This is a genomic window from Planosporangium mesophilum, assembly GCF_016863255.1.
Taxonomy (GTDB): Bacteria; Actinomycetota; Actinomycetes; order Mycobacteriales; family Micromonosporaceae; genus Planosporangium; species Planosporangium mesophilum.
The window spans coordinates 37,571-57,713 of sequence record NZ_BOON01000006.1; the positions used below are offsets into that span (position 1 = coordinate 37,571).

The 20,143-nt window shown below is 71.5% G+C and carries 18 protein-coding genes; 2 read left to right on the forward strand and 16 right to left on the reverse strand.

Annotated features, from left to right (window positions below):
* Positions 1–33: 33 nt before the first annotated feature.
* The 3 genes from Pme01_RS03930 to Pme01_RS03940 all read right to left on the reverse strand — a co-directional run bounded on the left by Pme01_RS03930 (position 34) and on the right by Pme01_RS03940 (position 5,478).
* Positions 34–438 carry a roadblock/LC7 domain-containing protein gene (locus Pme01_RS03930; protein ID WP_168112619.1) on the reverse strand — a complete coding sequence of 135 codons (405 nt, stop codon included), beginning with the start codon at positions 436–438 and terminating at the stop codon, positions 34–36.
* Positions 435–3,998: a sensor histidine kinase gene (locus tag Pme01_RS03935; protein ID WP_168112618.1), complete on the reverse strand. Its 3,564-nt coding sequence runs from the start codon at positions 3,996–3,998 to the stop codon at positions 435–437. The genes Pme01_RS03930 and Pme01_RS03935 overlap by 4 nt, the downstream gene beginning before the upstream one ends.
* 406 nt (positions 3,999–4,404) lie before the next feature.
* Positions 4,405–5,478, reverse strand: coding sequence for an adenosine deaminase (locus Pme01_RS03940; RefSeq protein ID WP_168112617.1), 1,074 nt, complete (start codon positions 5,476–5,478; stop codon positions 4,405–4,407).
* 28 nt (positions 5,479–5,506) lie between these two features.
* On the opposite strand from Pme01_RS03940, the gene Pme01_RS03945 reads away from it, so the two are divergent.
* Positions 5,507–6,325, forward strand: a complete 819-nt coding sequence (locus Pme01_RS03945; RefSeq protein ID WP_168112616.1) for a putative RNA methyltransferase — start codon at positions 5,507–5,509, stop codon at positions 6,323–6,325.
* A gap of 3 nt (positions 6,326–6,328) precedes the next feature.
* On the opposite strand, the gene Pme01_RS03950 is transcribed toward Pme01_RS03945, so the two are convergent.
* From Pme01_RS03950 to Pme01_RS03995, 10 genes are all read right to left on the reverse strand, one after another.
* Entirely contained in the window at positions 6,329–7,009 is a 681-nt protein-coding gene (locus Pme01_RS03950) for a DUF4272 domain-containing protein (protein ID WP_168112615.1), read from the reverse strand.
* A 72-nt stretch (positions 7,010–7,081) separates the two neighbouring features.
* Positions 7,082–7,441 (reverse strand): cupin domain-containing protein, encoded by a 360-nt coding sequence (locus Pme01_RS03955; RefSeq protein WP_168112614.1) that lies wholly within the window; start codon positions 7,439–7,441, stop codon positions 7,082–7,084.
* Positions 7,441–8,724 (reverse strand): thymidine phosphorylase, encoded by a 1,284-nt coding sequence (locus tag Pme01_RS03960; protein WP_168112613.1) that lies wholly within the window; start codon positions 8,722–8,724, stop codon positions 7,441–7,443. Before Pme01_RS03960 ends, Pme01_RS03955 begins: the two co-directional genes overlap by 1 nt.
* A gap of 43 nt (positions 8,725–8,767) precedes the next feature.
* Positions 8,768–9,472, reverse strand: a complete 705-nt coding sequence (locus Pme01_RS03965) for a cytidine deaminase (protein ID WP_168112612.1) — start codon at positions 9,470–9,472, stop codon at positions 8,768–8,770.
* 22 nt (positions 9,473–9,494) lie between these two features.
* On the reverse strand, positions 9,495–10,757 hold the full coding sequence (locus Pme01_RS03970; protein ID WP_168112611.1) for an ABC transporter permease: 1,263 nt from the start codon (positions 10,755–10,757) through the stop codon (positions 9,495–9,497).
* Positions 10,754–11,920: an ABC transporter permease gene (locus tag Pme01_RS03975; protein WP_168112610.1), complete on the reverse strand. Its 1,167-nt coding sequence runs from the start codon at positions 11,918–11,920 to the stop codon at positions 10,754–10,756. The genes Pme01_RS03970 and Pme01_RS03975 overlap by 4 nt, the downstream gene beginning before the upstream one ends.
* The gene (locus Pme01_RS03980; protein WP_168112609.1) at positions 11,913–13,463 is read right to left on the reverse strand and encodes an ABC transporter ATP-binding protein; all 1,551 of its coding nucleotides are present in this window, start codon (positions 13,461–13,463) and stop codon (positions 11,913–11,915) included. Before Pme01_RS03980 ends, Pme01_RS03975 begins: the two co-directional genes overlap by 8 nt.
* Positions 13,464–13,543: 80 nt before the next feature.
* Positions 13,544–14,614 carry a BMP family lipoprotein gene (locus Pme01_RS03985; protein ID WP_239088012.1) on the reverse strand — a complete coding sequence of 357 codons (1,071 nt, stop codon included), beginning with the start codon at positions 14,612–14,614 and terminating at the stop codon, positions 13,544–13,546.
* A 232-nt stretch (positions 14,615–14,846) separates the two neighbouring features.
* Positions 14,847–15,194: a hypothetical protein gene (locus Pme01_RS03990; RefSeq protein ID WP_168112608.1), complete on the reverse strand. Its 348-nt coding sequence runs from the start codon at positions 15,192–15,194 to the stop codon at positions 14,847–14,849.
* A 10-nt stretch (positions 15,195–15,204) separates the two neighbouring features.
* A complete protein-coding gene (locus tag Pme01_RS03995; protein WP_205863645.1) occupies positions 15,205–15,432 on the reverse strand; it encodes an SCO4848 family membrane protein in 228 nt (75 codons plus the stop codon).
* Between the two features lie 144 nt (positions 15,433–15,576).
* Between Pme01_RS03995 and Pme01_RS04000 the strand changes: the two genes are divergently transcribed.
* A complete protein-coding gene (locus tag Pme01_RS04000) occupies positions 15,577–16,623 on the forward strand; it encodes a LacI family DNA-binding transcriptional regulator (RefSeq protein ID WP_168112606.1) in 1,047 nt (348 codons plus the stop codon).
* On the opposite strand, the gene Pme01_RS04005 is transcribed toward Pme01_RS04000, so the two are convergent.
* The 3 genes from Pme01_RS04005 to Pme01_RS04015 all read right to left on the reverse strand — a co-directional run bounded on the left by Pme01_RS04005 (position 16,624) and on the right by Pme01_RS04015 (position 20,095).
* Entirely contained in the window at positions 16,624–17,058 is a 435-nt protein-coding gene (locus Pme01_RS04005) for a hypothetical protein (protein ID WP_168112605.1), read from the reverse strand. It abuts the gene before it with no gap.
* A gap of 149 nt (positions 17,059–17,207) precedes the next feature.
* A complete protein-coding gene (locus tag Pme01_RS04010) occupies positions 17,208–19,187 on the reverse strand; it encodes a fibronectin type III domain-containing protein (protein WP_168112604.1) in 1,980 nt (659 codons plus the stop codon).
* A 353-nt stretch (positions 19,188–19,540) separates the two neighbouring features.
* Positions 19,541–20,095, reverse strand: a complete 555-nt coding sequence (locus Pme01_RS04015) for a hypothetical protein (RefSeq protein ID WP_168112603.1) — start codon at positions 20,093–20,095, stop codon at positions 19,541–19,543.
* Between the last annotated feature and the right edge of the window lie 48 nt (positions 20,096–20,143).

Sequence of the window (20,143 nt, forward strand, 5' to 3'; positions counted from 1 at the left end):
ATCGCACATGCGACTGGTCGCGACAAGAGCCCCTCAGCCCAGCAGCGACGCGGCGGGGCGCGGTGCGGGCGTCAGCGCCTCACCGACCCGGTCGACCAGCAGCGCCATCTCGTAGCCCACCTGGCCGACGTCGCACGCACGCGCGGCGAGCACCGCGAACGACGAGCCGTCGGAGATGGACATCAGGAAGAGGAACCCGTTGTCCATCTCCACCACGGTCTGCAGCACGGCACCGCCCTCGAAGCAGCGGGCTGCCCCCTGGGTCAGGCTGACCAGGCCGGACGCGATCGCGGCGAGCTGGTCGCCGCGGTCCCTCGGAAGGTCGCGCGATGCAGCCAGGAGCAGTCCGTCGGCGGAAACGGCGACCGCGTGTGCGACGCCGGGTACGCGATCGGCGAAGTTGGCGAGCAGCCAACCGAGATCCTGCGTTGTCGTCATGCCTCTTGCTCCTTGCCACCTTGCGAACTTTGGGGTCCGGCCGTGGTGTGCTCCGGGGTCTTCGCATCGCCGGACTTACTGCCCCGGCCGCGCTGAACGCCACGGTGGTACGCCGACAGCAGGCCACGCACGGCCTCCGGCGTGCGCTTGTGCGCGCTGACAGTACCCTTCTCGACCCCACCGGGGACAAGTTGGGACATCGGTACGCGCTTGGGCAGACCGGTGGGAGTCCTGGTGAACTCCTGCTGCTGCGACAGCGCCTGCGCCGCCTGCCAGCCCTCGTCCGCCGCGGTGCGCCATCCGGGATCCGCCATGGCCGCCGCCGCGGCGTGGGGCTGCGCCATGGGCTCGGCCACCGCGGCCGGCCGGACGGGCGCCTCCGGAGCGATGTCCGGCGGGGCCACGGGGGCCGGCGGGGGCATCGGCTCGTACGACGGCGTCCCGGTCGCCGGGGCGCTGTTCGGCGCCGCGGTCTCCGTCGACGCGGGGCCCTGCGTTCGGAACCAGGCCGACTCCAGCTCCCGGAAGATCGGGAGCTCCATCGTCTCGTCGGCGAACCGCTGGGCCGCACCGGCGGCACCGGTCGCGCTCGCGGCCGGGTGCTCGGTGTTCTGCTCCCAGTCGACGCGTACCCGCGGCATCTCCGCCGTCATGTCGAGCGCGGCGGAGAACGCGGGCGGTACGTGAGGCGGCTCGGCCTCGGGCTCGACCGACTGCGGCACCGGTGGCCACGCGGGCGGCGTTGCGGGCATGGCCATCGGCGACCGGTTGACCACCTCGTCGACCGGGCCGGGGGCCTCGGGCGCAAACGGCGACGGCTCGGGAGCGAAGGCCGTCGGGGTCATCGGCGCGGCGGCGTTGTCGGCCTCGGGCTCCGGCTGCACCGGGCGCTGGCGAGGAATCGCCAGCCCGTCGCCGGGGCCCGCGTCTTCCGGCGCCGGCGGTTCGGTCGGTCGCCGCTGCGGCAGCGGGTCACCGACCGACGTGCGGATCTGGTCGACGTCCGGGGTGCGGGTCTGGTCGCCACCCGGCGCACGGGCCGGCGGAGGAGCCGAGCCGTTGACGCCGCTGCCCCCGATGAGGTCGGACCACGCGGGCGGCTGACCCCAGCCGGGGCCGCCCGCCGGGGCACCGGTGTCGCCGCGCGTCGGCGCGTCGGCGTTCGGGCGGGAGCCGCCGAAGAGGCCGGTGTCGCCACCCGTCGGCGCGTCGGCGTTCGGGCGGGAGCCGCCGAAGAGGTCGGTGGCGCCGTTGTCGCCGTACGACCGGGAGTTGCCCATCCCCGCGGGGCTGGCGAACGGGGTGTTGACGGCACCGTTGAACTCGCCCAGCCCGCCGGAACCGGGGCTCACGTCGAAGCCGGAGGCGGCCCGCGGGTCCGTACCCATGCCGCCGAACCCACCGCCGAACGCGCTGCCGCTGTTGGCGGGCTCGTGCGGCCCGCCGGCCGACGGGGAGCTCTCCAGCGCCAGCGGGGCACCGAACGGCGAGGGCTCCGGCGCCGCGGCGGGACGGTCGGCGAGACCCTCCCGGGCACCGGCGACCGGCACACCACCGCGCCCGGCGAGGGCCCTCGGTACCAGGACGCTGGCGGGCAGCGTCAGGTCGGCCACCGTGCCGCGCTCGCGCGCCGGGCGCAGTTCGATCTTGACGCCGTGCCGCGCGGCCAGCCGCGCGACCACGACGAGGCCCATCATCCGGGACACCGCCACGTCCACCATGGGCGGGTTCGCGAGCCGCTCGTTGAGATCCCGGAGCTGCTCCGGGGAGATACCGATACCGCGGTCCTCGACCAGGAGGACGGCCCGGTCACCGACCCGGCGCGCCTCCACGACCACGGCCGAGTCCGGCGGCGAGAAGGCGGTGGCGTTGTCAAGAAGCTCGGCGATGAGGTGGACCATGTCGTTGACCGCGTGGGCCGCGATCTCGATGTCCCGGTCGAGCTCGCCGAAATCGACCCGGGTGTAGTGCTCGACCTCGGACTGGGCCGCCCGCAGCACGTCCATCAGCGGAGCCGGCTCACGCTGGATACGGGTGGAGTCGGCACCGGCGAGCACCAGCAGGTTCTCGTCGTTACGACGCATTCGGGTGGCCAGGTGGTCGAGCTGGAACAGCTCGGAGAGCCGGTCGGGGTCTTCCTCACCGCGCTCGAGCCGGTCGAGGTGCCCGATCAGCCGGTCGACCAGGATCTGGCTTCGGCGGGCCAGGTTGACGAACATCGTCGCGACGCTGGCCCGCAGGGCGGCCTGTTCGGCCGCGGTGCGGACCGCCTCGAGGTGCACGGCGTTGAACGCCTCGGTCACCTGGCCGAACTCGTCGTTGCTGCGGACCGGCAGCGGCTCGGCGATCTGGGCCGCCAACTGCTGCGGCGAGGCCTGGCTGGTCAGCTGCGGGTCACGCAGCCGGGCGACCGCCTGCGGCAGGCCGTACTGGGCGACCGTGAGCGCGCCGTGGCGCAGTTCGCGCAGCGACCGGGCCATCGACCGGGCGACGAACCAGGCGAAGAGGATGGAGAGCATCAGGAGTGCCAGCAGCACGGCGACCTGGAGGATCATCCGCTGCTGCAGGCTGTCGCGCAGGGCCGAGGCATCCTCGACGGCCTGCTCGTCCAGCGTGCTCTCGACCTTGCGGACCTGGTCCGCCCGGCCGACCATCGCCCGGTCCCACTGCGCCGCAGTGAAGATGTCGTTGGGCAGGTCCTCGCCGCCGAGGCTCTGGATGATGCTCTGGAAGTTCTCGCCCTCGCGCCGGTCGGCACCCGACACGGTCTTGTTGTAGAGCGTCTTCTGGGACTGCTCGGCGACCGCCTCGAACTGCCGGTACGCCAGCTCCTGTCCCTTGAGGGTGCCGATGAACGTCACCTTCATCTGTACCGGCATCGAATTCTGGAGCAGCGCCTGGAGCACGACCACGCGCTCTTCGGACAGGTACTCCTTGTTCTGCGACAGGGCCGCCGAGGCGCGCATCTCGGCGCTCAGGTGCGGGTCGTTGGCGAGCTGAGCCGCGGCACCGCGGACGGACACGAGGTCGCCGATGAGCGTCTGGTACCGGAAGATGGCGTTGGTGAGCGTCGTCGGCTCACTGGCGTTCTGCTGGCCGCTGGTCTTGATCTGCTCGCGCTGCTTCGCCAGGTCCGACAGCTCGGTGTCGATGCGGTTGAGCTGACCGCGGAAGTCGGCGGCGACGCCGGCGAGCGCGGAGCGCCGCAGCCGGTACTGCCTGAACGCTTCGTCGGTGAGAGCCGTCTGACGGTCGAACGCCGCGCGGGCGTCGGGGGTCGGTTTACCCAGTAGCAGGGTGGCGGCGGCCCGCTCGTTCTGCAGCTCGTGCACCAACCCGCCGCTCTGGGCGGTCAGCCCGGCCAGCAGGCGTGCCTGGTCGGCGTCGCTGGCGCGGGTGTAGTTGTCCACGAGGCCCAGCACACCGACCACGATGGTGGCGATGGTGGGCACGATCATGATGAGTCCGAGCTTGGACCAGATCGGCGCGTTACGTAGCCACCCGGCCGGCAGTTGCATACGCGAGAACGTAGAGGTCCCCGTCGTTGGCCGTTTGCTCACCTCACCGCCCTCCGAACCGGCGCCTGACGAATAGTAGGCACCCACGACCGGCCGACCGAATTTCGGCCAAGCCTCCGAGATTCCACCATGTCCGCTGGCAAAGAGAAAGCCCAGCATGGACTCCCCCCACGCGACCGCCAGCGACCACGGGGCCCGTGGGCAGCAAAATTACCCCTCGACAGCCCTCACCGAAGGACAGAAAGTCGTAAATGTCGGGATCGTGCCTGTGGGTCTTTTAATATGAGTCGCCCACCACGTCGAGCCGATGGGCGCGAAAGGACCGGACGGGAGAAGAGGACAACCGGCCGTCGTCCACCATGACGGAGGCCCGGCCCCGCGCCCCGGCCGACCCGCTCGGCCGAACGGTCGCTGCCCGGAGCCGTTCGACCGTGCCTCGCCCCTCCGATCAGCCGATCAGCTTGGCGTACGCCGGCTTGATGACCTCGTTGATCAGGACGAGCCGCTCGTCGAACGGGATGAACGCGCTCTTCATCGCGTTCACCGTGAACCACTGCAACTCCGACCAGCCGTAGCCGAACGCGTCGACCAGCAGCGCCATCTCGCGGCTCATGCTGGTGCGGCTCATCAGGCGGTTGTCGGTGTTGACGGTCACCCGGAACCGCAGGTCGCGCAGCAGGCCGATCGGGTGCGCCGCGATGGACGCGGCGGCACCCGTCTGTACGTTCGACGACGGGCACAGCTCCAGCGGGATCCGCTTGTCCCGAACATAGGCGGCGAGCCGCCCCAGCTTCCCGGTCGCCCGGTCGATGTCGTCGACGATCCGCACGCCGTGGCCCAGCCGGTCCGCGCCGCACCACTGGATCGCCTGCCAGATCGACGGGAGCCCGAACGCCTCCCCGGCGTGGATGGTGAAGTGGAAGTTCTCCCGCTGGAGGTACTCGAACGCGTCCAGGTGCCGGGTGGGTGGGTAACCGGCCTCGGCACCGGCGATGTCGAACCCGACCACGCCGGCGTCGCGGTACCGCACCGCCAGTTCGGCGATCTCCATCGACCTGGCCGCGTGGCGCATCGCCGTGAGCAGGGTGCCGATCCGGATCTGGTTGCCCGCGACCGCCGCCTGCGCCGACCCCTCCGCGAACCCGGCGAGGACCGCCTCCACCACCTCCGGCAGCGTGAGGCCGCGCTCCAGATGCTGCTCCGGAGCGAACCGGACCTCCGCGTACACCACCCCGTCGGCGGCGAGGTCGAGCGCGCACTCGGCCGCCACCCGGTGCAGCGCCTCGGCCGTCTGGGTCACCCCGACGGTGTGGGCGAAGGTCTCCAGGTACCGCTCCAGGGACCCCGAGTCGGCCGCCTGGGCGAACCACCGCCCCAGCTCGCCGGCGTCGGTGCTGGGCAGCGTGTGCCCGACCGTGTCGGCCAACTCGACGATCGTGGCCGGGCGCAGGCCGCCGTCGAGGTGGTCGTGCAGCAGTACCTTCGGCGCGCGCTGGATCTCTTCATAGGTGGGTGCAGGCATCCCCTGACCCTAAGGCCATGATGGTCGGGTGCACGCCGACATCCTGCGGTACCTGCGCTGCCCCGTGTGCTCGGGGTCACTGCGGCTCGCGGGGGCGGCGCTGCGCTGCGACTCCGGCCACAGCTTCGACCTCGCCCGGCAGGGGTACGTCGACCTGAGCGCCGGCCGGCTGACCCACGCCGGCGACACCGCCGAGATGATCGCCGCGCGGCAGGACCTGCTCGCGGAGGGGCATTTCCGGGTACTGACGGAAGCGCTCGTGGTGGCGGTGGGTGACCGGCGACCGGGCTTCGTGGTGGACGTCGGCGCCGGTACCGGGCAGCACCTGGCCGGCGTGCTGGACGCCCGCCCCGACGATCTCGGCCTCGCCGTCGACGTCTCCAAGCCGGCGCTGCGCCGCGCCGCCCGCGCGCACCCGCGGCTGGCTGCCGTACGCGCCGACGCCTGGCGCGGCCTGCCGGTGGCCGACGGCGCCGCCGACGTCGTCCTGGACGTGTTCGCCCCGCGCTCCGGGCCGGAGTTCCACCGGATCCTGCGGGCCGACGGCGTCCTGGTCGTCGTCACCCCGGCCGTCAGCCACCTGCGCGAACTGGTCGAGGCGCTGGACCTGGTACGGGTCGACCCGGCCAAGTCCGAACGGCTCTCCGCGACGCTCGGCCCCCAATTCGTGAAGGAGGACGAGCGGCGCCACGAGTGGCCGCTGCGGCTGTCCGCGGCCCGGGCGCGCACGGCGGTGGCGATGGGGCCCAGCGCCTGGCACACCGACCCGGCCCGGCTGGACTCTCTACCGGAGTCCCTGACGGTCACCGCGGCGGTCGACGTGACCCGCTGGCGACCGCGTCGCTGACGCTCAGGTCGACAGGTCGATCTCGTCCCAGTCCCGTGGCTCGTCGTGGTACGGGCCGTTGAACACCACCGCCCACTCCAGCGCCCAGCGGCGCTGGCCGATCGCGTTGGAGTCGAGCGGCCCGGGCAGCTGGAGCCGGTTCCGCTCGGCCTCCAGGTACGCCCAGTCCAGGCAGTAGTACAGGTCGAGCAGGGCCGCCGCCTGGCGCGGCTCGCGGGGCGCGGTGAGGGTACGCGAGCGCCAGGCCGCGTACGTCTCCCCCTGCGGCAGGTCGGGCAGCCGCTCGATGAGCCCCTGCGGCGAGGGGCGCAGCGGGTCCAGGTCGAGGGCGATGCCGAGCACCCAGGCCAGCGCGAACACCGCCTCCAGGTGCAGCATGAAGATGCTGTGGTCACCCTCGCCGGCGGCCACGAAGTGCCACTCGGGTCGGGTCAGCTGCTCGGCGAGCCGCGCCTCGAGCAGCCACTCCATCGCGAGCGGCGGCGGCATGCCGAAGGAGCGGGCCAGCACGACGTTGAGGATCGCGGCCCGCGCCTCGATCTCGGCCAGCGGACGCAGCTCCACCTGGTCACCCAGGTCCCACACCAACGGGAAGTTGGCCGGCGGCAGCGGCAGCCCCAACCTGTGCAGCTCCTCCAGGCTCGCCTTCCGGACGTGGTGCGGATCCGGCGCTGTAACGCTCACGGGCTCTCACTCGGCGGTCGCGTTGCTCGGGTACGTCCTTGAAGCGAACGAACTCTATATCGCTTTGTACCGCTACTCCGGGTCGCGGCGCGCCAGTTCCGGCCCGAACGCCGGCCGGCACACGGCGATGTACTCGGCGCCTTCGTCGGGCGCGGTGGCGTACCGGATGCGCTCCCCCGCCCTCGTCACGACCGCCTGCCCCGCGCCGACGGTCAGGACGCCGCCGGGCGTCTCCACCGTGATCCGGCCGCGCAGCACCAGGGTGTACTCGTCGAACTCCGGCGTCTGGAACGGCTCGGTCCAGCCGGCCGGAGCCACCATGTGGGCGATCGAGACCGCCTCGTCGCCGGTGTTGACCCGGCCGATGTACTCGTCGATGACCTTACCGCCGGGCACCGGCACCCGGGTGGCCTTCTCCACCAGTTCCGCCATCACGCGATCCTTTCCAGTACCAGCGGCCGGCGCTCGGGCGCGGCGTCCGCGACGACGACCGCGCCGCCGGCCGCCGCCAGCGCCGCGGGGATCCGGCCGGCGTCATCGGTACGCAGTTCGTACAGCACGTCGCCGCGCCTGACCTGGTCACCGGGCCGCTTGTGCAGCACGAGCCCGGCGGCGGCGCTCACCGGGTCCTCCTTGCGCGCCCGGCCGGCTCCCAGCAGCCAGGCTGCCACCCCGAGCGGGTACGCGTCCGCGCCGGCGACGTAACCGTCCCGGTCGGCCCGCACGTACTCGGTCTCGGCCGCAGTCGGCAGCGCCGCGTCGGGGTCGCCACCCTGGGCGCGGACCAGGGCCCGCCAGGAGTCCATGGCACGGCCGTCGGCGAGTGCCGCGGCCGGGTCGGCGTCGGGCAGGCCCGCTGCGTCGAGCATCTCCCGGGCCAGCGCGAGCGTCAGCTCGACCACGTCGGCAGGCCCGCCGCCGCCCAGCACGTCCACGGACTCCGCGACCTCGACGCCGTTCCCGATCGCGTACCCGAGCGGGGTCGTCATGTCGGTGAGCAGCGCGACCGTGGCGACGTCGTGGGCCTTGCCCAGCTCGACCATGGTCCGGGCCAGCTCGCGGGCGTCGTCGGCGCTCTTCATGAACGCACCGGTGCCGACCTTCACGTCGAGGACGAGCGCGGACGTACCCTCGGCGATCTTCTTGCTCATGATCGAGCTGGCGATCAGCGGGATCGCCTCGACGGTGCCGGTCACGTCGCGCAGCGCGTACAGCTTGCGGTCGGCGGGGGCCAACCCCTCCCCCGCGGCGCAGATCGCGGCGCCGGTGGTCTGGAGCTGTCGGACGAACTCCTCGTTGGACAGCCTGGTACGGAAGCCGGGGATCGCCTCCAGCTTGTCCAGGGTGCCGCCGGTGTGCCCCAGCCCCCGGCCGGACAGCTGCGGTACGGCCGCGCCGCAGGCCGCGACGAGCGGGGTGAGCGGCAGCGTGATCTTGTCACCGACGCCGCCGGTGGAGTGCTTGTCCACGGTGGGCCGGCTGACTGTCGTCAGGTCGAGCCGCTCCCCGCTGGCGATCATCGCGGCGGTCCACCGCGCGATCTCGTTCGCAACCATGCCGCGCAGCAGGATGGCCATGGCGAGGGCGGACATCTGCTCGTCGGCGACCGCGCCGCGGGTGTAGGCGTCGACCACCCAGTCGATCTGGGCGTCCGACAGCGCACCGCCGTCGCGCTTGGTCCGGATCACGTCGACGGCCGTGAACGCCTCGGTCATGCATCTTCCCTTCCGGCGCAGATCTCCATGATCGCCAACGGTGCTACGGGCGCCATACGCGCGCCACCTCGGCGGGCGGGTCGCCGACGCCGGCCCAGCTCAGCGTGCCGTCCGCCTCGACGACGACCACCCTGGAGGTACGGGCCCGGCCCCAGGCCACCGCCTCGGCCGCGTCGGCCCAGGTAGGGGCCTCCTGGAGGATTCCGGACGCCTCGTCGGCGTGGGACGCGCGCTCCCAGTACGCCGTCCACACCGGACGGCCGCCGGCCACGTCCCGGTGCACGAACACCGCACCGTGGCCGACGAACTCGAGCAGACGGTTCGGGACGACGTCGGGCGCCGGCTCACCGGACGGCGTACCGCGACCCAGATCGTCCGCGCCGAACGCGTACGGCAGCAGCTCGGTCATGGGTACCGGCCCGGTGGCCGTCTCCACCAGACACTGCGGGCCGCCATGCTCCCACAGGAGCTGACGGCAGCGGCCGCAGGGCATCAGCGGCGCGCCCGCGGAGTCCACACAGGACACCGCCACCAGCCGGCCGCCGCCGCTCGCGTGCAGCGCCGACACCAGGCCGCACTCGGCGCACAGTCCCACCCCGTACGAGGCGTTCTCGACGTTGCATCCGACGACCACCCGGCCGTCGTCCACCAGCCCGGCCACCCCGACCGGGAACCGGGAGTACGGCGCGTACGCCCGGTGCATCGCCCCCACCGCCGCCTCGCGCAGCGCGACCCAGTCCACATCCACGTTCAACGCTCCCACTACGTGTTCAGCCGCCCCGCCGGTACCGCTGACCGTCGGCGGCGGGCATCCGCAGCCGCTGCGAGGCCAGCGCCAGCACCACCAGTGTGGTGATGTGCGGGGCCGCCTGCACGAACTCACCCGGAATGGAGTCGGTCGTGGCGTACCAGACGCCGACCAGCAGCGCGACCACGACGGCGATCGCGCCGACCGCCAGGCGCCGGCGTACCAGCTGCCACACGCCGACCGCGAGCAGCAGCAACGCCAGGAACAGCAGCAGCGCGTGCACCGACTTGCTGCCTCCACGAAGCTGCAGCGCGTCGGTGTACCCGAACAGCAGCGCGCCGGAGGCCAGCCCACCCGGCCGCCAGTTGCCGAAGATCATGGCGGCGAGGCCGATGTAACCGCGCCCGCCGGTCTGGCCCTCGCGGTAGATGGTGGACGCGACCATCGACAGGAACGCCCCGCCGAGCCCGGCCAGCGCACCGGAGATGACCACGCCGTAGTACTTGTACCGGTACACGTTGACGCCCAGCGACTCCGCCGCCTTCGGGTTCTCGCCGCAGGAACGCAGCCGCAGCCCGAACGGCGTGCGCCACAGCACCCAGAACGTCAGCGGTACCAGCAGCGCCGCGATGACGGTCAGCGCCGACACCTCGGTCAGTGCGCCGCGCAGGATCCCGGCCAGGTCGCTGAGCAGGAACCAGTGCTTGCGCTCGAGACCGTCGAGGGAGCTGACCCCCGGTACGCTCCAGCGCGGCAGCTCGGGTACGGGCGGCGACTGGGTTACGCCGCCGCCGGGCAGGCCCTTGAACGCCAACTGCGACAGGTAGCGGGCGACGCCACCGGCCAGGATCGTGATGGCGACACCGGAGACGATGTGGTCGACGCCGAACGTGACCGTGGCGAGCGCGTGCAGCAGGCCGCCGAGGGCGCCACCTGCGATCGCGGCCAGTACGCCCACCCACGGTCCCCAGTGGTAGCCGGCCCACGCGCCGAACCAGGTACCGAAGATCAGCTGGCCTTCGAGGCCGATGTTGACCACGCCCGCCCGTTCGGCCCACAGGCCGCCCAGTCCGGCGAGCCCGATCGGGATCGCGGACTGCAGCGCCGCCCGGACGGCTCCGTTGGAGGTGAGGTCGTTCGCGCCGGTGAGCGTTCGGACCGCGGCCAGCGCGACCAGGGCGCCGGCGATCGCCAGCAGCAGGACCGGCAGGCTGAACCGCCGACCCCGCGTCGGGGCCGGGGCCGAGGCGCCCGGGGTGGGAGTCAGGACAGCATCGGCGGTCATGCCGGCACCTCACTTCTGTCCGCGCTCTTGTCGGGGCCCGGTTCGGAGACCGCGGCGCCCACCCGGCGTTGCTGCGCCCGGCGGCTGAGCCTGGTGGCCAGTTCGTACGCCACCACGACCGCGAGCACGGTCGTACCCTGCATGATCGTGATGATCTCTTTCGGGATCTCTTCGATGTCGAGGATCTGCGACGCTCGCGCCAGGAACGCCCACAGCAGCGACGCCAGCGCGATCCCGACCGGCGAGTTGCGGCCCAGCAGCGCGATGCCGATCGCGGTGAAGCCGAGCCCGCCGACCGACGACGAGTACGCGTGCCGCTCACCGAGCAGCTCCGACAGGCCGACCAGCCCCGCGACGCCGCCGGAGAGGAGCATCGCGTAGAGCACCATGCGCCGGGCGTTGACGCCGCTGGCCACCGCCGAGGTCGCGTTCTGGCCGCTGGCGCGCAGGTCGAACCCGAGGCGGGTGTGGCCGAGCAGGAACCAGTAGCCCACCCCGACCAGGACCGCCACCACGACGAAGCCCTTCACGTCGCTGGCCGAACCGGGGATCAGCGGGATGCCGGACAGCCAGGCGTCCTTCGGCAGTACCGGGGTCGTGACGTCGTTGCTGCCCTTGGCCTGCACGCCCAGGTGGTTGGTGGTCAGCAGGAACGCGACGATCTGACCGCCGATGAAGTTCAGCATGATCGTCGAGATGACCTCGCTGACCCCTCGGGTGACCTTCAGGACCGCCGCGACGCCGGCCCAGAAGGCGCCGACCAGCATGGCGATGACCACGATCAGCACGATGCGCAGGAACCCGGGCGCCCAGTCCAGGAACGGCGCGGCACCCACCGCCGCCGCCACCAGCGTCGCCAGCCGGTACTGGCCGTCGACGCCGATGTTGAACAGGTTCATCCGGAACCCGATGGCGACCGCCACGGCGGCGATGTAGTAGTCGGTCGACTTGTTGAGGATGTCGACGAGCGAGTCCGGCTGCGTGCCGTAGTCGAGCATCGAGCTGAACGCCGCGAGCGGGTCCTTGTCGCTGATCACCAGCGCGATCGACGAGATCAGCGCGGCGATCAGCAGGGCGGCGACCGGCGCGAGGAGCCGGGGCAGCAGTTGCCGCCAGTCCAGCCGCTCAGCCCAGGACCGCCGGGGTGCGGCCACCTCACTCATCCGGTCCCTCCGCACACGTCATGGCCAGGCCGAGCTGTTCGGGGGTCACGGTCGCGGGATCGGCATCCTCGACGAACCGGCCCCGGAAGATCACCTTGAGCGAGTCGGACAGGCCGATCAGCTCATCGAGGTCGGCCGAGATGAGCAGGACACCCATGCCCTCACGGCGGGCCCGCTTGATGTGCTCCCAGATCGCGGCCTGCGCGCCCACGTCCACCCCGCGGGTGGGGTGCGCGGCCAGCAGCACCTTCGGCGCGTGGCTCATCTCCCGGCCGACGATCAGCTTCTGCTGGTTGCCGCCGGACAGCGCACCGGCCGGCACGTCGATTCCGGGCGTACGCACGTCGTAGGAGGCCACGATCCGCGCGGTGTCCCGGCGGGCGCCGCGGTTGTCGAGCAGCCAGCCCCGCGCGTTGGGCGACTCGGTCTGGTGACCGAGCATCCGGTTCTCCCACAGCGGCGCGTCGAGCAGCAGCCCCTGGCGGTGCCGGTCCTCCGGCACGTACCCGAGGCCGGCCTCGCGCCGCGCCCGGGTGCTCCATTGGCTGACGTCGACGCCGTCCAGCACGACCCGCCCGGTGGCGGGCCGCATGCCCATGATCGCCTCGATCAGCTCGGCCTGGCCGTTGCCCTCCACGCCGGCGATCCCGACGACCTCACCGCGGTGGATGGTGAAGCTGACGCCGTTCACGATCGGGCGCCCGTCGGCGGTGTGCACCGCGAGGTCGGTGACGGACAGCACCCGCTCGTCGGTGACGGTCGACTCGCGTACCTCCGGGCTGGGCAGTTCGCTGCCGACCATCAGCGTCGCCAGCTGCCGGGAGGTCACCTCGCGGGGATCGACCGAGGCGACCGTCGTGCCGCGGCGGATCACCGTGATCGCGTCGGCGACGGCGAGCACCTCGTGCAGCTTGTGCGAGATGAAGATGATGGTGAGGCCCTCGCGGGTGAGCTGGCGCAGGTTGTCGAAGAGCTCGTCGACCTCCTGCGGTACCAGGACCGCGGTGGGCTCGTCGAGGATGAGCACCCGGGCACCGCGGTAGAGCACCTTGAGGATCTCGACGCGCTGCCGGTCACCGACGCCGAGGTCCTCCATCAGCACGTCCGGGTCGACGCCCAGCCCGTACTGCTTGGAGATCTCGCGGATCCGGCGCGCGGCGGCGCCGCCGATGCCGTGCAGCTTCTCGGCGCCGAGGACGATGTTCTCCAGCACGGTGAAGTTGTCGGCCAGCATGAAGTGCTGGTGCACCATGCCGATGCCGACGTTGATCGCCTGCTGCGGAGATCCGAAGACGACCCGCTCGCCGTCGATGAGGATCTCGCCCTCGTCCGGGCGGTGCATCCCGTACAGCGTCTTCATGAGCGTCGACTTGCCGGCGCCGTTCTCGCCCACGATCGCGTGGATGCTGCCGCGGCGCACCGACAGGTCGATGTCGTGGTTGGCCACCACGCCGGGGAACCGCTTGGTGATCCCCCGTAGCTGCACCGCGGGCGGCTCGCCCGCCCCCGCGGGGGGCGCCGCGGGTGCCACGTCGGTGCTCATCTCTTCCTCCCCGGTAGGGCGGTCATGACAGGTGGCGGGGCCCGGCATCGGGCCCCGCCACGATAGTCGTACGGTCCGGGTCAGCCGTTGGCAGGCTTCGACGGCACGGTGATCTTGCCGTCGATGATCTGCTGCTTGTACTCGTCGAGCTTGGACTTGATGTCGTCGAGCTTGCCGCCGCTGGTCGAGTACCCGACACCGTCGGCCTTGAGATCGAAGACGGTCTCGCCGGCGGTGAACTTGCCCTCGCCCTCGTCCTTGACGAACTGGAACACGGCGTTGTCGACCCGCTTGAGCATCGAGGTCAGGATGACGTCCTTGAGCTCGGGGGCGGAGGTCTCGTACTGGTCGGAGTCGACGCCGATGGCGAGCTTGCCCTTGGCCTTGGCTGCCTTGAACACGCCCGTACCCGAGCCGCCCGCGGCCTGGTAGACGACGTCGGCACCCTGGTCGAACATGCCCTCGGCGGCCGTCTGGCCCTTGGCCGGGTCGTTGAAGCCGGAGCACTTGTCGGCGACGGTCGACAGGTAGTTGGGCTCGACCTGGATGTCGGCCTTGACGGCCTTGGCGCCCGCCACGTACCCGGCCTCGAACTTCTTGATGAGGTCGACCTGGCAGCCGCCGATGAAGCCGACCTTGCCGGTCTTGCTCTTCAGCGCCGCGGCCGCGCCGACGAGGAACGAGCCCTGCTCCTCGGCGAAGGTGAGATTGGCCAGGTTCGGGGCCTTCACGCTGGCGTCGTCGATGATCGCGAACTTGGTGTTCGGGCAGGCCTTCGCGGCGCTGGCGATCGGACCGGTGTCCTTGTCACCCGCGTAGGCGAAGCCGACCGCGATGACCGGGTTGTACCCGGAGGTGCAGAGCAGCTTCAGCCGGGACAGCTTGTCGTTGTCGGTCTCGTCCTTGTTGGCTTCCAGCTCCTTGACGTCGAGGTTCAGGTCCTTCTTGACCCGCTCGAGACCGGCCGCGGCCGCGTCGTTGAACGACTTGTCACCGCGCCCGCCGATGTCGTACGCCAGGCCGACCTTGACGGTCTTCTTCCCGCCGTCGGAGTTGCCACCACTGCTCTTGCCACCACAAGCGGCCGTGCCGAGCGCGACAGCAGCCACGCCCACGATCACGAGCACCTTCATCCCACGCGCTCGGCGCAAGACGATCTCCTTCCGATTGCACCGCCACGTCGCGGTGTCGTCAACGGAGCGGAGCGTACGCCGAATCGGAAGCAAAACCCTGGTCACGTTATAGGGCTGTGACGTGACGTCGCCGGCAATCACCCCAACCGTCACAACTCGCGACCCCAGGGGATCGAAACAACTTCCGGGAAGTCGTTGCCTCACGCCGGTGCGGAGGCAGCGACTTCCCGGAAGTCGTGACGATCTCGGATCAGTGCCAGAACGTCGCGATCGCCGCGTTCGCCAGGGTCAACCCGACGATGGCGAGGAAGTGGCCCCGGTTGACCTCCGGCCGCTTCCGGGAGAAGAACACCATCACGAAGATCAGTACCGCGATGACGCCCTTGACGGCCAGTTTCACCGGGTCGGGCTCCTTGTCACCGCCGCCACGCAGCGGCGCCGCCAGCGCGAGACCGGTCACGACCTGGATCACCGCGCCCCACAGCATCGGCGGATTGATCCGAATCTTGCCCGACACGTACTGCGCGACCGCGCCGCCCAGCAGTACCGCGAACCCGATCAGGTGCGCGTACCGCAGCACCAGCCGGAGAGCCTCCATGCCCGCTCCTTCACCGCTTGCGGGCGGCGCGCCAACCGCGCAGCCCGAGAACCCCGACCGCGGTGCCGATCGCCAGTGAGACCACGATGAGCACCGCGTGCACCCACAGGAACGAGGTCGGGGTGTTGCCGTGCCAGGAGCGCGGGTCGGCCCAGATCGCGACCGCGAAGCGGGGCCAGATCACCCAGCTCCACACACCCACGGCCACCAGGAACACCGACCACCGTCGCGAGAGCATCACGGCTGCCGAGTATGCCGTACCCGCCGATGGGCGATCTGACGACCGCCCATCGGTGGCGCCCACGTCACCCGCGGCCACCTGCGATCCGCACGTGCTTGCATGAACTGTCGCAAGCCCTTTCGGGGTGGTTAGAGTGCCGCCATGACCCCCAGCGCAGGCGGCGACAGGGCGGCCGGCCCGAGCCGGGCCCGGTTGGCTGACGTCGCCCGGCAGGCCGGCGTCAGCGAGGCGACGGTCTCCCGCGTCTTCAACGACAAGCCGGGGGTGAGCGCCGAGACCCGGCAGGCCGTGCTGACCGCCCTCGACGTGCTCGGCTACCAGCGGCCCGAGCGGCTGCGCAAGCGCAGCGCCGGCCTGGTCGGCCTCGTGGTCCCGGAGCTGGACAACCCGATCTTCCCCGCCTTCGCCCAGGCCGTCGAGGGCACGCTCGCCCAGTCCGGGTACACCCCGGTCCTCTGTACCCAGACGCCCGGCGGTGTGACCGAGGACGAGTACGTGGAGATGCTGCTCGACCGGCAGGTCTCCGGCATCGTCTTCGTCTCCGGCCTGAACGCCGACACCACCGCCGACGCCGACCGGTACCGCAAGCTGATCTCCCGCCCGCTGCCGGTCGCGTTCATCAACGGGTACGTCGAGGGCGTCGAAGCGCCCTTCATCTCCTGCGACGACCACGCCGCCGGCGGGATGGCCGTCCGGCACCTCGCGTCGCTCGGGCACCGGCGCATCGGGCTGATCACCGGACCCGGGCGCTTCGTACCGGTACAGCGCAAGCTGGCCGGCTACCGGGAGGCGATGCGGAAACTCTTCGGCACGAGCGACTGCGACCTCGTCGAACTGTCGCTGTTCGGCGTCGAGGGCGGCGACGCCGCCGCCGGCCGCCTGATCGAGCGGGGCGTCACGGCGATCGCCTGCGGCTCCGACCTGATGGCGCTCGGCGCGATCCGGGCCGCCCGCTCCCGCGGCCTCGACGTGCCTCGCGACATCTCCGTCGTCGGCTTCGACGACTCGCCGCTGATCGCGTTCACGGACCCGCCGCTGACAACGCTGCGCCAGCCCGTACGCGAGATGTCCGTGGCCGCCGTGCGCGCCCTGCTCGACGAGATCTCCGGCGACCCCACGCCGAACTCCGAGTACGTCTTCCGCCCGGAGCTCGTCGTCCGCGGCTCGACCGGACCGGCGCGGGGCTGATCAGCTCCCGGTCAGCCGGGCGGCGATGCGGGCGAAGCCGGCGCGCAGCTCCTCCTCGCTCGGCGGCGTGCCGGGCTCGGTCAGCGCCGGCGCCGCGCCGCCCGGCGCGTATCCGTTGTCCGCGTATCCGTTGTCCGCGTACCCGTCGTCAAGGAGGTCCGGCTCCCCGTCGCTCTCGACGGCCAGCCGCGCGGCGGCGATCTCGTCCCGGATCCGCTCGACCGACACGTACGGCTGGAGCGGTTCGACGACCGCCATCAACTCCTCGTCGGCGACGATCGACTCGGCGAGAGCCATGGCGTGCGCGCGCTCGTACGGCCCGCAGACCACCGGCTCCCACTCCTCGTCGTCGCTCAGCGGTCCGAAGGTGATGATCCACGGCAGCTCGAGGACCGGCGAGTCTGGCGGAAGTTCCAATGTCACGAGTGCACCCACGCCGGACATCATCGCCCTGATATCCGCGCTGTTGTGCCGTTTACCCCGAATTCAACGTAAAGGGGTGCACCCGGCCGCTCGCGGTCGGGTGCAAGGGTGCGCCCCGGGTCGCGGACGACCCGGGGCGCACGAGAAAAACGGCCAGGCCGTCAGGCCGTCAGGCGAGCCAGCCGCCGCGCGAGCCGACCGTCGGCGCCGGCCACCAGCACCATGCCGGCGAAGAGCAGCGCGAACGCGATCAGGACGACCCGGTTCACGTCGACGCCGGTGACCGGCAGGCCGCCGGCCGCACCGGGCGCGGTGACGCTGACCGCCTCGACCACGTACCGCACCGCGCCGTCCGCCCCGAGGCCGGTCGCCAGCAGCGTGTGGCTGCCGACGGACACGCTCGACGGCAGCGTCACCGTCGCGGTGAACGTACCGTCATCCGCGACCGTCACGGTGCCCATGTCGACCGGCGTCGAGTACAGCGTCAGTACCACGGTGGTACCGGGCTTGAACCCGTTGCCCGAGATGGTCACCTTCCCACCGACCGGCGCCGTGGCGCTGCCGACGGAGATCGCGCCGGCCGGGACCGCGGCGGGCGCCTGCGGGGTACCGGAGGGCGGAGCGCTCGGCGTACCCGTCGCCTCCGGCGAGTCACCGTCCGCACCAACGGCCACCACGTGCAGCGTGTAGGCAACGCCGGCCGCCAGGTTGTCGATCGTGCACGGCGAGGCCGTGACCGTACCCGGGCAGGACCGGGTCGGGTACCCGTCGGCGGTCGCGGTCACCCGGTAGCTGGTGACCTCACCGCCGCCGAACGGCGGGATCCACGAGACCTCGATCGCGTTGGCACCCGGCCGACCGGTGACCTCCATCGGCTCGGTCGGCGGCCCGATCGCCACCGCGATGCCGGTGAGGCCCTCGGTGACCGGCGCCGACTTCTTCGTGGCATCGGTCGACAGCTCGGCCCAGATGCTCGCGTCGTACGTCCCCGGCGCCAGGTCAGGGATCTCGCAGGTACCCTCCGCGCAGGTCACCGTGGTGCCGGCCACGGTCGCCCCGGTCGCGGGGTGCGCCTCGGCCTTGACCGTGACGCCCGCCTGGTCGGTGCGGTAACCGATGAGGAGAGTGGTACCGAACGTTCCGTGGCCGAGCACCGTCGGCGCGGCCACCCCCACCGCCGCACTCGTCGTCGCGCTCACCTTGCCCGACTGGTTGCCGGCGTCAGTGGGATCCACGGCCCAGATGTGCACGGTGTGCGTACCCGGCGCGACGTTGGTGAAGTCGCAGTTCGCCGCGCCACACAGGATCGAGGTGGTGTCGGCTGCGTTGTCCAGCGTGGCCCGCACCTGGACCCCGGTCTGGCTGACGGTGTACGACGCGCTCACCGTCGTACCGTCCACGGTGGCTGTCCCCACGGTCGGATCGGCGACGACCATCAGGCCGCTCACCGCCGCACCCGGCGACGTTGCCGACGGCGTGGCCGCGTCAGCGGCCCAGACCTTCCCGCTGTACGTCTTTCCTGAAGTAAGACCGGAGACCGTACACGTACCGCCGGTGCCGGCGATGGTGGTGCAGGTGCCGCTCACCGGGGTGGTGCCGTCGGTCAACTCAACGCCGTGCGTCACGCCGGTCTGCGTGTCGGTGAAGTCGATCGTCGCGGTGCTACCGCGCACCTTCTTGCCGGTGATGGTCGGGTCCGCCGGGCCCGCCACGATCTGGACGTTCGGGACCGCTGCGACTGCGGCCTTGCCGTTGGCCGCCGGCGCTGCCGTGGACGGCGAACCGCCAGTTGTGGACGGTGCCGGCGTGGCGGCCGCCTTCCTGCCCTTCGCCCGGTCCTTCGCCCGGTCCGTCGCCCGATCCTTCGCCCGGTCCTTCGCCTGAGCTGAACCCGACGGCGCCGGTGACCTGTGCGCTGCCTTGGCCGCACCGTGACCGGTCCGGTGCGTCGACGTGGCCGTACCGGCTCGGCGCGCCGCCGAGGCCTTACCGTCCGCCGAGGCCTTACCGTCCGCCGAGGCCTTACCGTCCGGCGTGGCCTTACCGTCCGGTGCGGACGACGTGGCCGCCGCCGGATCCCCCGCGCCGTCCGCGGCGTACGCGGGTGCGGTCGCCAGGCCGACCGAGGCCGTCACCCCCATGACGGTTCCTGCCGCAAGCAGCGCCCATCTCGGTGCCCGTGCCCGCTCCCGGGACATGATTGTTTGGAGCACTTTCAACCCCCCTGTGTGTCCACGCGGCGTTCTTGCCGCTCAAGACCCACAAGCAATCTATGACCAATGTGGAGGATTCGGGCCGAATCCAAAAAATTCAGTGATTTTACGTATCGTCCGCACGTCAGGCCCGCAGCCGAACCCGGCGTGTCGCAAAGACTGCCGGTACGGATGAGGGGACGCAAAACGCAGACAGGGGTGCTTCCCGGTTCCGGGAAGCACCCCTGTCTGCGTGCGTGATGGTCAGGCGGCGCGGGTGGCGCCGCTCGAAGTTACAGCGATCAGGCGCCGTTCACACTGCGGCGGCGCCACACGACGGTCAGACCGATCATGAACGCACCGAGCAGGACGACGCCGGCGCCCAGGGCGACCTGCTTGCTCAGGGCCTGGCCGTCCTGGCCCGTTACGGGCAGCGAGGAGTTGCCGCTACCGGCCGCCGCGACCACGACGACGACCGCCGTGACGGAGTGGGCGTTGCCGCTCGGGTCCACGCCGGCGCCGGTGAGGGTGGCCTTGCCGGTCTGGGTCAGCTTGACCGAGGTGCGGAACGTGCCGTTGGCGTCGGCGGTCACGGTGTTGACGACCGCGCGCGGCGCGGGCAGGCCGGCCAGCACAACCTGACCCTTGTCGGCCGCCTGGTACGAGGCGGTCGAGTTGGTGCTGCTGTAGGTGACGCTGATGGTCACCTCCGAGTTGGACTTGAAGCCCTCGCCGACGAACGGCACGGCCTCGCCGGCGACCGCCTTGGCCGGGACGGTGCCCGCCGGCGGCGGGTAGTCCTGCGCGTTCGCCGCCGAGGGCACCGCGAGAGCGGCACCCACCACGGCAAGCGCCATGACCAGAATTCGTGATCCGCGCACGATAAAACCCCCGTAGTTGTTGTG

Bases quoted from the DNA above. Each gene is read 5' to 3' on its own strand.
- Pme01_RS03930 (WP_168112619.1), bottom strand. From the start codon at position 438: ATGACGACAACGCAGGATCTCGGTTGGCTGCTCGCCAACTTCGCCGAT.
- Pme01_RS03940 (WP_168112617.1), bottom strand. From the start codon at position 5,478: ATGCCTGCACCCACCTATGAAGAGATCCAGCGCGCGCCGAAGGTACTG.
- Pme01_RS03955 (WP_168112614.1), bottom strand. From the start codon at position 7,441: ATGGCGGAACTGGTGGAGAAGGCCACCCGGGTGCCGGTGCCCGGCGGT.
- Pme01_RS03960 (WP_168112613.1), bottom strand. From the start codon at position 8,724: ATGACCGAGGCGTTCACGGCCGTCGACGTGATCCGGACCAAGCGCGAC.
- Pme01_RS03970 (WP_168112611.1), bottom strand. From the start codon at position 10,757: ATGACCGCCGATGCTGTCCTGACTCCCACCCCGGGCGCCTCGGCCCCG.
- Pme01_RS03975 (WP_168112610.1), bottom strand. From the start codon at position 11,920: ATGAGTGAGGTGGCCGCACCCCGGCGGTCCTGGGCTGAGCGGCTGGAC.
- Pme01_RS03980 (WP_168112609.1), bottom strand. From the start codon at position 13,463: ATGAGCACCGACGTGGCACCCGCGGCGCCCCCCGCGGGGGCGGGCGAG.
- Pme01_RS03990 (WP_168112608.1), bottom strand. From the start codon at position 15,194: ATGGAGGCTCTCCGGCTGGTGCTGCGGTACGCGCACCTGATCGGGTTC.
- Pme01_RS03995 (WP_205863645.1), bottom strand. From the start codon at position 15,432: ATGCTCTCGCGACGGTGGTCGGTGTTCCTGGTGGCCGTGGGTGTGTGG.
- Pme01_RS04000 (WP_168112606.1), top strand. From the start codon at position 15,577: ATGACCCCCAGCGCAGGCGGCGACAGGGCGGCCGGCCCGAGCCGGGCC.
- Pme01_RS04010 (WP_168112604.1), bottom strand. From the start codon at position 19,187: ATGGGGGTGACGGCCTCGGTCGGCCTGGCGACCGCACCCGCGTACGCC.
- Pme01_RS04015 (WP_168112603.1), bottom strand. From the start codon at position 20,095: ATGGCGCTTGCCGTGGTGGGTGCCGCTCTCGCGGTGCCCTCGGCGGCG.